The 13,735-nt window shown below is 70.6% G+C and carries 8 protein-coding genes; 2 read left to right on the top strand and 6 right to left on the bottom strand.

Going from position 1 to position 13,735, the window contains the following annotated elements; all coding sequences use genetic code 11:
- Position 1: 1 nt before the first annotated feature.
- Both ASG73_RS16385 and ASG73_RS16380 read right to left on the bottom strand, forming a co-directional pair.
- Positions 2-424, bottom strand: coding sequence for a hypothetical protein (locus tag ASG73_RS16385; RefSeq protein ID WP_055997889.1), 423 nt, complete (start codon positions 422-424; stop codon positions 2-4).
- A complete protein-coding gene (locus tag ASG73_RS16380) occupies positions 421-1,335 on the bottom strand; it encodes a hypothetical protein (protein WP_156466354.1) in 915 nt (304 codons plus the stop codon). Before ASG73_RS16380 ends, ASG73_RS16385 begins: the two co-directional genes overlap by 4 nt.
- Positions 1,336-1,481: 146 nt before the next feature.
- Here ASG73_RS16380 and ASG73_RS16375 point away from each other — a divergent pair, with 146 nt between their 5' ends.
- Together ASG73_RS16375 and ASG73_RS16370 are read left to right on the top strand one after the other, a co-directional pair.
- Positions 1,482-6,005 carry a glycosyltransferase gene (locus ASG73_RS16375; RefSeq protein WP_156466353.1) on the top strand — a complete coding sequence of 1,508 codons (4,524 nt, stop codon included), beginning with the start codon at positions 1,482-1,484 and terminating at the stop codon, positions 6,003-6,005.
- Complete coding sequence (locus tag ASG73_RS16370) at positions 6,002-6,772, top strand: DUF6270 domain-containing protein (RefSeq protein ID WP_055997879.1); 771 nt, start codon at positions 6,002-6,004, stop codon at positions 6,770-6,772. Before ASG73_RS16375 ends, ASG73_RS16370 begins: the two co-directional genes overlap by 4 nt.
- On the opposite strand, the gene ASG73_RS16365 is transcribed toward ASG73_RS16370, so the two are convergent.
- From ASG73_RS16365 to ASG73_RS16350, 4 genes are read right to left on the bottom strand one after another with little or no spacing between them, the layout of a single operon-like run.
- A complete protein-coding gene (locus tag ASG73_RS16365) occupies positions 6,759-9,041 on the bottom strand; it encodes a DUF6270 domain-containing protein (protein ID WP_055997876.1) in 2,283 nt (760 codons plus the stop codon). The two genes, ASG73_RS16370 and ASG73_RS16365, sit on opposite strands and share 14 nt — an antisense overlap.
- Entirely contained in the window at positions 9,038-9,898 is an 861-nt protein-coding gene (locus ASG73_RS16360) for an ABC transporter ATP-binding protein (protein WP_055997873.1), read from the bottom strand. Before ASG73_RS16360 ends, ASG73_RS16365 begins: the two co-directional genes overlap by 4 nt.
- Positions 9,891-10,775, bottom strand: a complete 885-nt coding sequence (locus ASG73_RS16355; protein ID WP_055997870.1) for an ABC transporter permease — start codon at positions 10,773-10,775, stop codon at positions 9,891-9,893. Before ASG73_RS16355 ends, ASG73_RS16360 begins: the two co-directional genes overlap by 8 nt.
- A complete protein-coding gene (locus ASG73_RS16350; RefSeq protein ID WP_156466351.1) occupies positions 10,772-13,708 on the bottom strand; it encodes a glycosyltransferase family 4 protein in 2,937 nt (978 codons plus the stop codon). The genes ASG73_RS16355 and ASG73_RS16350 overlap by 4 nt, the downstream gene beginning before the upstream one ends.
- Positions 13,709-13,735: the final 27 nt, after the last annotated feature.

Here is a 13,735-nt window from a genome sequence, read left to right as displayed (position 1 = left end):
GTCAGCTTGCCTCGAGGGTTGCGATTCCGGACAACGTCGTCTGCCCAGCCGAGCCCGGTGTACTGGCTCGGTACACGACCGATTCCCAGACGACTTCGTCAAGCCATGGAGCCTTGCGAGCACTCCAAGGCACGACCGTCACCCGAACGGAAGCCACTGGCACATCAAACTCCATTTTGCCGAGCGTCCAAGCGATGTGTCCTCTGACGGACACATCGGACAAGTAGGAGTAGCGAGCTTGCAGAGAGGTGGAGTAACTCCAGCCACTGCACTCCACCCGGGGGATGGACCTGTCGGCAGCTTCGACCTCGTCGAGGACCACCGCGAAGGACGCCGCGGGGAAGAGGACGTTCTGCGAGCCTTGGCCGCCCCCGATCTCGAGTTCCTGCACCGGGTGAATGAACGAGATACGCGCCGACGTCATGGGGCCTCCTTGGTCGCCAAGCGCAAGCCCAGAGCCAACCCAAGCTCGAACTGTTCAGGTGACGGTGGCATGTGGCCGTTCCCCCCTGGGTACTCGAGAACATACATCTTGGCCTTGTTGTTGCCTCGTGTGATCGCATCCGCGAAAGGCTGATAGTGGTCCGTCACATGGAAGTCGTTGCGATTGTTGCAGTAGACGATCGAGCAGGAGACGGGCGACTCATACCGGTGCCAAACGGTAGTCCGAGGATCTGTGAGGGACTCGAAGCCCAGAGGACCCTCGAGTGCCTCCACCTTGCCTCCGATGGCGGCGTGCTCGTCAGGCCAGACGGCTCGAAGATAGTCCCGCTTGGCGCCATGACCGGTCCCTCCGGCGAGATACCCGCCGATGGTGGTCTGCGGGTTGAAGACGACCGCCACCGAACCCGGAACGTGCGGGGCGACCTGCAAGGATGCGAACCCGCCTCCCGACGAGCCGGTGAGCAACGCCGCCCGCGAGCTCGTACTGGCTTTCAGGTGCTCAACCACGGCGGCTATATCGCGGGTTAGGCGGGATCCCCTGCCGCCTTCGAACCATGCGAGTTGCAACTTGTCGTCAAGGGCCAGCAGCGGATCGGCGACGTACACGGAATTGACGTCCATGGCAACCAGCGATGCCATGCGCTCGAATCGAGGGAGCTCGTACTTCTCGCGATCGAGAGCACCGTGGAAGCTGCAGACCAAGGGCGCGCCTGCCCTCTTGTAGACCACCAAGAAATCGAGCACTCCGTCACCGGTGGCCAGTTGCCATCGGGAGACGGGCGAGTTCCCGACCGGCTGGCAGTCGCGTGGGTTGTCTATGCGGTTGACTGGAGCGTTCAGGCCCCCGGATCCAGCCTCTTCAAGAGTTGTGAAGCCAATCGCCGAACCCAATCTCCAACCTTCCCGCACGCTGTATCGGTAGCACCGCTTCCCGAAGGTTAGTCTAGGGACGCCTTCGGGGAGTGCACGGCGAGATCAACGTCGCCGGCGCGGACTTGGTGGCCCTCGACGACATGAGCCGAGCCGAAGGACTGTGCGTGCACCCAGACGAACTCCAGGACGACGAGGCGTTGACCCGCCAGCTTCTCGAAGAGATCGTTTCCGACCCGGCAGCAGTACTCGAAGAGTTGCAGACCCTTCGTCGCCAAGCCGCCAAGGCCAAGGGCCTCAGGTCGAAGCTCGATGCGGTCGAGGCCAAGATCAAGTCCGCCAAGTCGGACCTGGCCACCGCCGACACGAAGCGCCAAGGCGCTCTCGCCCGCGCCGACCGATCCCGCGCCGAGCTCGCCTCGGCCGAGGCAGCGCTGCGCGCGTACCGCGCCGAGACCGCGCGTCTCAAGGAGGACCTGCAGCGGGTCCGTACCTCCCGCTCGATGAGGGTCGGCAAGGCCCTCACCTCCCCCGGCCGTGTCTTCAGGCCCGGCGCCAAGCCGGCCCCCACGACGAAGGCGGCGGCTTCCCCTTCGTCCCCCGCGCCGATCCAGGCCGCCGCGGCTGCACCTGCGCAGGTCCCTGCACAGCTGGCCAAGCCTAAGCACGCCCGCGCCTCGGCGAAGGCCTACGAGGAACTGCTCGCGGAGCTCGCCGAACGCCCCACCGCCGGCAACCTCGTCAACGCGCTCAACCGCGCGTGGTTCGGCCTCGGGTCCATCACCGAGGCCCACCGCATCGCCTCGGAGCACCCCGGCCTCGTGACCTCGCTCGACGCCAAGCAGCGCATCTTCATGGACCGGGCGGTCGCGGCCGCGCGGGTGCGCGCGCAGGGCATCCCCGTGCCGCCCCGCTCCGCCGGTGCCGCCTACGTGCCGGAGCCAGGACGCGTCCTGTATTGCGTCCACTCAACCCCCGCCTACAACACCAACGGGTACTCCACCCGGACCCGCGGTGTCGCGGCCGGCCTCGGCGACGCCGGCGTCGACGTGGCGGTCGTGGCCCGCGCCGGCTATCCCTGGGACAGCCAGGTCGACAAGAAAGCCCCCAAGGCCCATCGCCAGGTCGTCACGCTCGACGACGTCGAGTACACGCACCTTCCCGGCCCGCGACTGGGCTCGACCCCGATCGACCACTACATCCTTGCCTGCGCAGACGCCTTCGTCCGCGAGGCTCGGCTGCGCCGGCCGGCGGTCATCCAGTCCGCCTCCAACCACGTCACGGGGCTCGCCGCCCTCATCGCGGCGCGCCGGGTCGGGGTCCCCTTCGTCTACGAGGTGCGGGGCCTGTGGGAGGTGACCGAGGCCTCCGGCAAGGAGGGCTGGGACTCGACCGAGCGCTACCAGCAGCAGGTCGACTTCGAGACCCTCGTCGCGTCCGAGGCCGACGCGGTCCTTGCGATCACCGAGGAGACCCGGCAGGAGCTCATCCGCCGGGGAGTGCCGGGCGACAAGATCACTCTGGCGCCCAACGCCGTCGACCCGACGGTCTTCGTCCCGCTGCCCAAGGACGAGGCCTATGCGAAGAAGCACGGGGTGCGCACCGACGTCCCAGTCATCGGTTTCGCCGGCTCGATGGTCCCCTACGAGGGCCTCGACCTGCTCATCGAGGCCGTCGCCCTGCTCCGGGACGAAGGGGTGGACACCCAGCTCGTCCTCGCAGGCTCCGGCGCGGCCGAGCCGGCCCTGGAGAAGCAGGCCGAAGGCCTCGGCCTCGGTGACACCGTGCGGTTCGTCGGTCGGGTTCCCGCGAGCGAGATGCAGCGGATGATCAGCCTCTTCGACGTCATGCCGTGCCCGCGCCGCTCGCTGCCCGTCACCGAGATGGTCTCCCCCCTCAAGCCGCTCGAGGCTTTCGCCTGCGCCAAGGCGGTCGTCCTCTCCGATGTCTCCCCGCACCGCACGCTGGCCGGGGCGGACGGCGAACGCGCCGTGCTCGTCCCCGCTGATGACGCCCGCGCCCTCGCCGACGCTCTGCGTCCCCTGCTCGCGGACGAGGATCTCCGCGCCGATCTGGGTCGCCGCAGCCGGTTGTGGACCATCGACGAGCGCACCTGGGTCCGCGTGGCGCAGTCCTTCCGCGGCGCCCACGCCCGAGCCACCGAGGCCGTCGCCGCGCACGACCCGAGCACCGACCGCGAGCTGCGCTCGCTACGGGTGGGCATCATCGCCGACGAGTTCACGACCGAGACCCTGCGCCCGACCTTCGACCTGGTGCCCCTCGACCGTGCGGGGTGGCGTGACCAGCTCGACGGGCTCGACCTCGTCTTTGTCGAGTCGGCGTGGAAGGGCAACGACGGCCAGTGGCACCGCGGGGTCGGCCGCTACGACGATGACGAGTTCGCCGACATCGTCGCCCTGCTCACGCGGGCCCGTGAGCTCGGCATCCCGTCGGTCTTCTGGAACAAGGAGGACCCGGTCCACATCGAGCGCTTCATCTCCGCCGCCTCGCTGTGTGACCACGTCTTCACCACCGACGCGAACTGCGTGCCGCGCTACCTCGCCGCCGGTGTCGGCACGGTCCGCACGGCGTCCGGCCTGCCCTTCTACGCCCAACCGCTCATCCACAACCCGCTGCCGGGCAACCGACCGTACGACCCCTCGGTCGCCTACGCCGGCACCTACTACGGCGACCGGTACGCGAAGCGGTCGGCCGAGCTGAGCCGGGTGCTCACGGTCGCCCAGCCCTTCGGGCTGAGCATCTACGACCGACAGGCCGCTATCCCTGACTCGCCGTACCACTTCCCCGCGATCTTTCGCGGCAACGTGCGCGGATCCCTCCCCTACGACGCGGTCATCGACTCGTACAAGTCACACTTGGCCAACCTCAACGTCAACTCGGTCGCGGACTCCCCGACGATGTTCTCCCGCCGGGTCGTCGAGGTCGCGGCATGCGGTGGCGTCGTGCTCTCCGGTCCCGGCCGCGGCATCGTCGAGTCGCTCGGCCCGACGATCCCCGCGGTCAACGACGCCGACGTGTGGCGCGCGTCCCTCGGCCTGTGGTCGAGCGACCCGCAGGCCCGCCTGCGCGAGGCCTGGCGCCAGATGCGCACGGTGCTGCGCTCGCACACGGTGACGAGTGCGATGTTGTTGCTCACCCGCACGGCCGGCATCGCGACCCGGGCGCAGGTGCTGCCCACCTACGCCGCGGTCGTCGACGACTTCCGCACCGACGTCCTCGACTCCCTCGCCCACCAGTCAGTCCTGCCGACGCGCGTGCTCGTCGTGGGCGACGCCACCGCGGCGCGCGAGCGGCTCACCCGCCTCGGTATCGATGTGCTGGAGTGGGACGGCCGCAACCTCTACGCCGCCGTCACGGCCGACTACATCACCCGCCTGGACGAGCCGGTCGCCGCGCGCACCGGTATGGAGGACCTGCTGCACGCCCGCGCCTTCGGCAACTGGGAGCGCATCAGCGGCACCGTGGACCCGGACCACGCGGCCGGTGACGCCTTCGCCCACGAGATGCGCACCCCGATGGCCGCGCCCGCGCTGGTCCACCGGAGCCTGATCCGCACGCACCACGCCAGCCAGCACCCCTACGAGAGCGCGCTCGAGAGCGACGACGCGAAGGGAATCCACCTCACCCTGCCGGAGCCGCACGTCCGCGCGGGCGAGAAGGCGGAGCCGGCAACGAACGCGACGTCGCCGCGGCGGCTGCGGGTCGTCGTGGCCGGTCACGACCTGAAGTTCGCCCGCGCCATGATCCGCGACCTGCGCGCTCATGGGCACGAGGTGAAGGTCGACGAATGGCGCGACCACGCCAACCACGACGAGGAGCGGTCGAACCAGCTGCTCCAGGGCGCTGACATCGTCGTCTGCGAGTGGGGTCTGGGCAATGCCGTCTGGTACAGCCAGCACGTCATGCCGGGCCAGCGCTTGGTCGTGCGGGTGCATTCGCAGGAGCTGCGCCGCCCCTACCTGTCGACGATCAAGCACTCGCGCGTCGACGCCTACGTCTTCGTCGGTGAGCTCATCCGCGATGCTGCAGTGGCGAGCCACGGCGTCCCAGAGGGCAAGGCCCACGTCGTGCCCAACGCCGTGGACCTCGAGGGCCTGGACGCACCCAAGCTGCCGGGCGTCGAGACCACGCTGGGCCTCGTCGGCATCGTCGCGCGATCGAAGCGGCTCGACCGGGCCCTCGACGTCCTCGAAGGGCTGCGGGGTCGCGGCCTCGACTACTCGCTGCGGATCAAGGGCAGGACGCCGGCCGACTACCCGTGGATGGCCCAGCGGCCCGACGAGATGGCCTACTACGACGAGCAGTTCGCCCGCATCGACCGGCTCAACGCCGAGCACCCCGGCACCGTGGTCCTCGACCCGCACGGCGACGACATGGCGCAGTGGTACCAGGGCATCGGCGTCGCGCTGTCGACGAGCGACTGGGAGTCCTTCCACCTCACCGTCGCCGACGGCGCGGCGTCCGGAGCGCTCCCGGCCCTGCTCGCCTGGCCCGGCTCCGACCTCATCTACCCCCGCGACTGGATCAGCCCCGACGTCGAGTCGATGGTCGAGCGCATCGCCGGCGAGCAGCGTGACGCCCGGGCGTACGTCGAGCAGGCGCACACGGCCTTCTCCCACGAGCGCACCACCACCAGACTGAGTGAGATCATCACAGGCGGTCGGGCATGAGCACGGACGACACGTCCCGGGAGGACACCGGGTCGGGCCGGGTCCGTACCTTCATCTACGGCAGCTGCGTCTCACGGGACACCTTGGAGACAATGGCTGACACCCACGAGCTCCTCGCCTACGTGGCCCGTCAGTCCGCGATCAGCGCCGGCCGTCCCGCCGAGGGTGTCTGGCCGCAGCTGACCCACATCGAGTCCCCCTTCCAGCGGCGCATGGTGCAGGGCGACATCGAGGGCAATGCGCTCTCAGAGATCGCTCGCCGCGCCGACGAGATCGACCTGCTCGTGCTCGACCTCATCGACGAGCGTGGCGGCGTCATCGAGGTCGGCGGCGGCTACGTGAGCCGTCACGCCGAGCTGTGGCAGGCCGGGGGCGACGCGGCGACCCGCGACGGTCACCGCGTGGACTTCGGCACCGACGAGCACTTCGCGCTGTGGTCACCGGCCGTCGCCCGTCTGGCCGCAGGCATCGCGGAGCTCGGGCTGAGCGACCGGGTCATCCTGCTGGAGACGGAGTGGGCCAGCACCATGGATGACGGCGAGTCGCTCGACATCCCCGACTGGGATCTTCCTCCACACCGAGCAAACGTCAAGTACCGCCGCTACTACGACCGCGTCCGCGCCCTCGGCTGGCCGGTGGTCAGCCTTCCCGCGGAGCTCACGGCGTCCACGCGGGACCACAAGTGGGGGGCGAGTCCCTTCCACTACACCGCTGCGGCCTACGCCCACCTCGCTGCTGGTCTCCGGTCCTCGCTCAGCCGACGTTGACGCCGACGGAGGCCCGGGAGAGCCTGGTCCCGTCGGGCAGCAGCACGAAGACCCGCACGATGTAGCGACCCGGGTCCAGGCGCCAGTAGCTGCGTCCGGGTGTGGTGTCGTACCCCGTCATGTCGACGCGCTCGGCCCCACGGAAGAGGTGGAAGGCCACCTTGTCCCCGGGCGGCAGAGTCACGCCGACGACCAGCGAGCCTTGGCCTGATGGGCCCACGGACACGGCGATGCCGTCGCCCTCGTCGACGATGCCGCCGAGAGCCGGCGGGTGCGGGAGCCGCTCGACCAGAGCGGCGGCGAGCGCCCGCTCGCTGGCGTCGTCGTAGTGGAAAGGCGCCGGCCCCCAACGGTGGGACTCACCGGCGGCGGTGTCGAGGTCGCTGCCGACGACGTCGACTCCGACGATCTCCCGGACGCTCGCGACGTAGGGCTCCATGGCGGCGTTGCCCGCACCGGCGTCCATGCCGAAGCTCTCCCCCGTCGGTTTGCCCACGGTCGTCCGGGTGGCCCACGGTGGGGCGACGAGCACGGTGCGCTCGAGCAGCCCGGTCTCCTCGAGAAGGGCCCGCCAGCGCACGAGTGCGGAGCGGAAGAGCTCGAGATGCTCGGAGCTGCCGAAGGGGACGACCCGCGCGCCGTGCGGCGGCGCACCGTCAGTGTGCAGGGCGAGCCACTCGACGGTGCGGGTCGTGACGCCACCGTCCGGGTGCACGAAGACCCCGAGGCGCTCGTCGACGAGGTCATGGGCGAGCAGGTCGCTGACGGGTGCCATGGCACGGACCCGGTCCGGGAGTGCACTCGCGTGGTCGGCCTCGAAGACCCGCTGCTGGAAGGGGCTGGTCAGCCGCAGGTGCTCGGGCGGTAGCGGCACCGGAGGTGCGAAGGCGCTGATGAGGCTCTGTCGTGCCTCATAGGCGACGAGCGAGATGCCCGGCGGCAGATGCTCGCAGGCGTCGCGGGAGACGCAGCTGCCGACCACGCTGATGCCCCGACCGGGACTCGGTTCCAGCGGGACCGTCACCGAGTCGACCGTGTGACCGAACCAGTCACGCAGGTGGACCGTCGCCGCGACCGCCCCGGGTGCGAGGGCCGCCAGACCGCTCGGCGCGACATCACGCCACGTGGCCCGGTCCGTCCAGCGGATCTGCACCTTGAGGCGCACCGGGTCCGTCAGCTGCTCGGGTCGCCCCAGCCAGACCCGCACGACACCGCACGCGTCCTGGGTGACGCGCAGCCCGGCACGCAGCAGGTTGCCCTCCCCGCCCCGCAGGTCGACGGGCATCTTGGCCCGGGGTGGGAGCGGCGCCACGCGGCGCTCCCGCATGTCCACGGCGAGGCGAAGGGAGTCGCCGCCCTCCCGCAGCATGCCGAGGAAACCCGCTTCGAGGGCCTGGCGGGGTGGGACGGCGTGCCCATTCCCCATGTCGGCGATGAGCCACGTCTCGCGCCCGTCGGAGTACACCCCGGCGCCACGGTCGGTGAGGTCGGCCCGGTCGAGGTAGGGACCCATGTGGTCGGCGACGTGGGAGTCCGTGGCGTTTTGCAGGACGAGCAGACGGCCTCCATCACCGTGGGCAGCGATCGGCCGACCCGCAGCGGCGAGCTCGATGCCGGCCGCACCTGCCCGCTCGGCCTTGGCCTCCGGGGAGAGCCGGTCGAGCGCGACCTGGCTCAACCCCAGCGCCGTGCGGAGATAGGCATCGGCGAAGGTGTTGATGTAGCGCTGGATGTCCGTCTGGGGGTTCCACACGAAAGCCGACGTGGGCACACGAGCGCGCCGCAGCTGCTCCAGCGCCGCGAACCCACCGCCGGATCCGCCGACGAGCAACAGCTCTCGTCCCCACCGCTGGTGGGCCAGCTCGAGCACGGTGGCGACGGCGTCCTGGGCACGGTCCGCGGCCCGTCCGGCGTACCAGCCGAGCGTGAGGTCGACCTCGGCCGCCACGAGCGAGTCGGAGAAGGCGAGGTACCGACCACCGGCGCGACGCCCGAGGTTGTGACCGGAGAAGAAGGGGGGCGTGTGCTGCGGGCGGGTCGGCATGGCGCCCCCGAAGAAGGCTGGCACGCATGTGCCCTCGGCGTCTGGCTCGCCCCCGACGAGGACGTCGAGGTGGTCCCCGCTGGGCAACCGGATGACGTCGACCCCCCGCTCGAGGGTCGCGCCGGCCACGAAGTCGTCCAGGCAGGACCACACGCGCACGGGATCCAGCTTCGAGTAGTCGGCGCCGACGGGCCGCCACCCGTCTGCCGGTCGGGGCAGGTTCATCGCCGGGCCCGGGCCTTCCGCGTCCGCTTGTTGCGCGGCTCCGCGAGGGAGACGCGGACCCGGGAGTACCTGGAGATCACGTCGTCGAGCACGACCTGAGCCTTGTCGGTCTCGCCCTTCGCCTCGCACCACGCCCACCATCGGTAGGCCCGCGCGGTCTGGTGCGCCGGGCCGTCGGAGATGATCTGTCCTTCGTGCAGCCAGATCGCGCGGGTGCACATCTCCTCGATGACCTGTGCCGCGTGGGAAACGAGGAAGATCGTGCCGGCCTGTTCGCGGATCGTCTTCATCCGCTCGTCGCTGCGGGCCTTGGTCGCCGCGTCACCGGTCGCCAGAGCCTCGTCGATGAGCAGGATGTCGGGCTGCGCCGCGGCAGCGATGGCGAAGCGAAGCCGCGCCCCCATGCCCGAGGAGTAGGTCTTCATCGGGCGGTGGATCGCGTCTCCGAGCGCGGCCAGCTCGAGGACGTCCGGCATCGCGGCGTCCGCCTGCTTGGGCGTCAGCCCTATGGCGAGCAGGCCCAGGCGCACGTTGCGCGTGCCGCTGAGCTCGGGCTGGAGCGCGGCGTTGACGCCGAGGAAGGTCGGGGTGCTGGACGCGAGGACGGACCCGGAGGTGGGCGGCTCGAAGCCTGCGATGATCCGCAGCAGCGTCGACTTGCCCGATCCGTTGTGCCCGAGGATGCCGATCGTCTCGCCCTGGCGCGCGACGAGGCTGACACCCTTGAGAGCGTGCACCTGGGTGGCCCGGTGCCACAGTCTGCGGCGGCGCCCGTCGCCCTCCTCGGCATTGACCCGGTAGATCATGCGCACGTCGTCGACGACGACGCTGGCATTGGTGATGAGGGGGTCACTCACGTCCGTAGTGCTCCTCTCCGTGCCAGAAGAAGATGAACCCCATCACGGGCGTGACGACGGCCCACGCCGTCAGCACGACCCACAAGGTGGCATCGCCCGGCTTCTCGTAGAGCAGGAGGTCGCGCGAGAGCTCGAGCACGCAGTACAGCGGGTTGAGCTGGGAGATCGCCATGACGAGGGGGTGACCGTCGCTGATCTGCTCGATGGAGAACATCACGCCGGACCCGTACATCCACAGTCGGGAGATGAAGGAGATGGCCACCTTGGCGTCAGGGACGAGAGCGCCGAAGCGCGCCGCGTAGAGGCCGACGCCGATGTTGAAGAGGGTCTGCAGGAGGAAGACGGCGGGGAAGAGCAGCCACCAGATGCTCAGCCGTGCGTGCGGCGGGATGACGAGGATGAGCACGATCATCGTCACGATGACGGGGAAGGTCGAGAGCATCTCGCGCAGCGTGCTCGCGAGCGGGACGACCGCTCGGGGGAAGGCGAAGGTCCGAATGAGGTTCTTGCCGGACGCGATCGAGCCGAGCCCGCCGGTCAGGCAGCGGGAGGTGTAGCCAAAGAGGAAGATGCCGATGAGGAGGAACCCGACGAAGTTTTCGACCCCGTCGCGGGCGCCGAAGATCAGGCCGAAGATGACGAAGTAGGTCAGCCCGTCGAGGAGGGGGCGCCCGACGAGCCACAGGTTGCCGAGCAGGTAGTCCTTGTTGGAGGTCGCGCTCTTGGCCCGGGAGTCGGCGACGATGAAGGACCGCCGTCGCCAGAGGTCGGCGATGTAGTCGTGCAGCGAAGGGCGCCGCCCGACCGGCACCAGTCCCCGCGCGTCGACGTACTCTGTCCGCACCGTGGGTTGCTCGATGTACTCCACCGACGTCATCCACTCACCTCCGCGGCTGTCAGTCTGTCGTACAGGGTGGCGTACCGGTGCGTGAGCGCCGACCAGGTGCGGGTCTCGGCGAAGGCGCGGCCGCGCAGTCCGAGGTCCGAGCGCAGCGTCTCGTCACCAGCGAGCCGGACGAGCGCGCGAGCCAGGTCATCGGGGTCGTCGGGCCGCACGAGCAGCCCGCTGCCGGGGATATCGACGATCTCGGCGAGCGCCGGCAGGTCGCTCGCGACGACCGGACGACCGACCGCCATTGCCTCGATGGGCTTGAGCGGGGTGACCGTCCGCGCCACCTCGACGTCGCGGCGGGGCACGGTGAAGACGTCGAGCGCCTGGTGCCACAGCCTCGCGGTCCCGCGGCTGACCCGACCGGGGAGCAAGACGTGCTCCTCGAGGCCGAGTCGCTGCACCTGGTCGAGGAGGGCCGGTCGGGCCACTCCGTCGCCGACGATCGCGCCGCGGATATCGGCTCCCGCCTCTCTCGCCAGCGCGATGGCGTCGACGAGCGTCGACAGCCCTTCGTAGCCGACGATCGAGGAGACGGTGCCGACCCAGATGCCGTCCTCGGGCAGCTCGAGACGTCGGCGCGCCAGGTGCGCGGGTGGGGCCTCGACGAGCAGCGACGCGTCGACGGCGTTGGGCACGATGGTGATGCGCTCGGGCGGCACGCCACGGACGACGAGGTCGTCGCGCAGTGCCTCAGAGAGCGTGACGACGGCGTCAGCGGCGCAGGCCATCTCGATCTCGCGGGCCCGCCACAGGCGGTATCGCTCGCTGGCGAGCGCGACGGCGTCGGCCCCGAGGGGGCGCGAGGTCGCCCAGGTCTTCTCGAGCTGCCCACGGATCTCGTACACCCAGGGGATGCCGAGTGACTTCGCGGCCGCCTGTGCGACGAGCGCGTTGGGGTAGTGCGTCGTCGCGTGGAGCACCTCGGTCCGGGAGCGTGCCCCGAGGTCGACGACCGCCTCGGCCCACAGCTCGAGCCGCTCCTCGGTCGTCTCGGGCAGCCGGGCGCCGAGGACCCGGTGGTAGGGCACCCCGTCGACGAAGTCGGTCCCCCGGGCCCACGGGGCGCCGACGATCACGGGGTAGCCCGGTCGGGTGATGCCACGGGCCCGGATGCCGACCGCCGACTGGGCCTGGAGGATCGCGTGGGTGCGCAGGGCGTAGCCGGAGCTCGTGTGGGGCAGCGAGTTGGTGAGAATGTGCGTGACGCTGCGGCGTCGCGCCCGCGGTCGCGGGGCCGGCGACGGGGGCACGGCCAGCCGGTGGCCGGAGGTGAGCAGGCGCAGCTCCGACCGGAGCCGGTGGGCGTACCGCTGATCGCCTCGACGAGCGCTCCCCTCCAGGGCGGCGATCGCGGCCGTGATCTCGCCGCCTGCCCACAGCGCGCGGGCGGCCAGTCTCCCTTCGCCCGTGAACGTGCCGGAGAGCACGAGCTCGAGCTCGTCGCGCAGGCGAGAGGGCGCGGCCCGCTCGAGGTCCGTCCGCGCCCGCTCCGGCCGGTCTGCCAACACGTGGCCGAGAGCGGCCGCGGTGGGCCGCGACCGCAGTGCGGTCAGCGACCCGGCGAGCCGGTTGCGCAGCGGAGCCGGCAACCTGCGCATGACGAGGACTGCGAAGGAGACATGGTCGTCGTCGAGGTGGTCGGCGGCGGTGGTCGCGAGGAGCGCGGCGTTGTCCGCGAGCGCCCTCAGGCGCTGCCCGCCGCTGAGGCCACGGTCGCCGACGGCGACGTGCAGCTCACCGAGCAGGCCCAAGTACTGCTCACCGGTGACCGTGCGCCGGGCGTGCTGCTCGACCCATGTCTTCGCCTGCGGCAACGGCAGGGGTGGGCCGTCGGCCCGAGCCAGGTCGATCCACAGGTCGGCGAGCGCCCGGGCGTTCCCCGCGGGGACGACGTCGCCGCCGCCGGCCTCGTCGATGACGTCGGCCGCCTCGCCCGAGACGCTGGCGCTGATGTGCATGCCGGCATCCATGAGCTCGTAGACCTTGGAGGGGATCGTCAGGAGCAAGCCCGGCCAGTCGCGCAGCATGACCAGAGCGGTGTCGGCCCAGGCATAGTGGGCCGGCACCTGGGTGCGGGGCACGATGCCGAGGAGCTCGACGTCGATCCCGGACTCCCGGGCCGCCTCCTGAACGAGGGCTCGTCCCGCTCCGCCACCGACGATCCGCAGGTGCACGGTCACGCCGTCGAGTCGCGCGAGACGCGCGGCCTCGACGCCGGTCTCCAACCCCTGCGCGCGCCCGACGGTCCCGACATAGACGACCCGCAGCTCCCCCGCCGGTTCGCGGGGCAGCAGCTCGAGCGGAGCGCTGAAGGGGTGGGCGGCGTTGCGGATGACGCGGACGTGACGGAACCGGCGCGCTCGCAGCTGCTCGGCGAAGGAGTGGGTCGTCGTCACGACGACGGAGGCTCGGCGCTGCAGCTGGCTCGTGGTGAGCGCGGCGACCTTGGCCAGGGCGCGTTTGACGTGCTGCCCTCCGGAGAGGCGATCCCCCTCCCACCGGTCGATGACGGCGAGCAGGTCCGGCCAGGCATCGCGCATCTCGAGGACGAGCGGACGACGCATGAGTCGCGAGATCGCCACACCCGCAGGGAGCGAAGGGAGCGCCGGCACCGTGGCGATGACGATGTCGGGTCGCGCGCTGCCGCGGAATCGGCGGGCGGTCCACACAGACTGGGCCGCCCCGTAAAGCTGGTCGGCGAGCACCGACCAGACCGAGCCGGTCGTCGGCCTGTACCCCACCCGGTGGATGACCTCACCGTGGGCGCCGACCTGGACGCTGCCGGGGTGGAGGTGCTCCGTCTCGGGCCAGGCCTTGCCGCTCGGGTGGTGCGGCAGCGGGGTGAGGATGGCGACGTCGTGACCGTTGTCGATGAACCATCCGGCGAGGCCGTCCCACCGCTGCTGTGGAGCCCCCATCTCAGGGGCGTAGTGGTCTGTGATCAG

It is taken from the genome of Janibacter sp. Soil728, assembly GCF_001428305.1.
Lineage (GTDB): Bacteria > Actinomycetota > Actinomycetes > Actinomycetales > Dermatophilaceae > Janibacter.
The sequence above is the reverse complement of the archived record's forward strand: the minus strand, read 5'-3'. Positions and strand labels throughout refer to the sequence as shown.

Excerpts from the sequence above, each read along its gene's own strand:
- ASG73_RS16355 (WP_055997870.1), bottom strand. The coding sequence starts at position 10,775 with ATGACGTCGGTGGAGTACATCGAGCAACCCACGGTGCGGACAGAGTAC.
- ASG73_RS16370 (WP_055997879.1), top strand. The coding sequence starts at position 6,002 with ATGAGCACGGACGACACGTCCCGGGAGGACACCGGGTCGGGCCGGGTC.
- ASG73_RS16365 (WP_055997876.1), bottom strand. The coding sequence starts at position 9,041 with ATGAACCTGCCCCGACCGGCAGACGGGTGGCGGCCCGTCGGCGCCGAC.
- ASG73_RS16385 (WP_055997889.1), bottom strand. The coding sequence starts at position 424 with ATGACGTCGGCGCGTATCTCGTTCATTCACCCGGTGCAGGAACTCGAG.
- ASG73_RS16350 (WP_156466351.1), bottom strand. The coding sequence starts at position 13,708 with ATGGGGGCTCCACAGCAGCGGTGGGACGGCCTCGCCGGATGGTTCATC.